Source organism: Pauljensenia sp. UMB0895 (assembly GCF_030218905.1).
Taxonomy (GTDB): domain Bacteria; phylum Actinomycetota; class Actinomycetes; order Actinomycetales; family Actinomycetaceae; genus Pauljensenia; species Pauljensenia turicensis_A.
Map to the genome: position 1 here is coordinate 1 of NZ_JASOQR010000021.1, position 551 is coordinate 551.

The 551-nt window shown below is 50.1% G+C and carries 1 protein-coding gene and 1 pseudogene; both read left to right on the forward strand.

Features of this window, described 5'->3' with window-relative positions; translation table 11 throughout:
* Positions 1 to 143 precede the first annotated feature (143 nt).
* A complete protein-coding gene (locus QP503_RS08805; RefSeq protein WP_285101632.1) occupies positions 144 to 374 on the forward strand; it encodes a hypothetical protein in 231 nt (76 codons plus the stop codon).
* Positions 352 to 551 (forward strand): annotated as a pseudogene (locus tag QP503_RS08810) (hypothetical protein); the annotation flags it as partial. The gene QP503_RS08805 and the pseudogene QP503_RS08810, both read left to right, overlap by 23 nt.

Here is a 551-nt window from a genome sequence, read left to right on the forward strand (position 1 = left end):
ACGGACCCGAAGTTATCCACAGAATTGCTCCCCGTTTTTCCACAGGTTGTGGATGGGACTTTTTTGCGCTTGCATACCGTGCAAGAATGACAGAGCAGCACACGTAACTACTTCGCCATGAGGCGATTGAAGGAGTGAGACAAATGGATATTGCCGAGGATCGGCTGTGCTTACCAGACCGTGTTTACAACTCGCTGGAGGAGGTTCTCGAGCGCAAAGAAGAAATCTTGCAGGAGGTCAGAATGACCCGCGAAGAATTCGACTGGCGCGCCGATAACTACCAGCTTGGACCAAAAGAGTCTGATGCTTATGTTGAAATGAAAGGCTTAGATCGCTTCGAGGAGTTGTGCCGTGGTGAACGAACACTTGGATGAGCGAGTCGATGCGTTTGCGGCACATCTACAGCGGATTGGGGAGCTAATTGACCCCGGGTTTTCGATAGTGAGGCAAGCACTCAGAAAAGAAAACCCACCGGCAATAAGCCTGTTTGGCGATATTCGCGTCGAACGTTTCCTTATCGTCCGTTTCGATTACGAGCTTTTCCTTAATCC

What these genes read in the sequence shown, in the direction of transcription:
- QP503_RS08805 (WP_285101632.1), top strand. Translation starts at nt 144, where the DNA reads ATGGATATTGCCGAGGATCGGCTGTGCTTACCAGACCGTGTTTACAAC.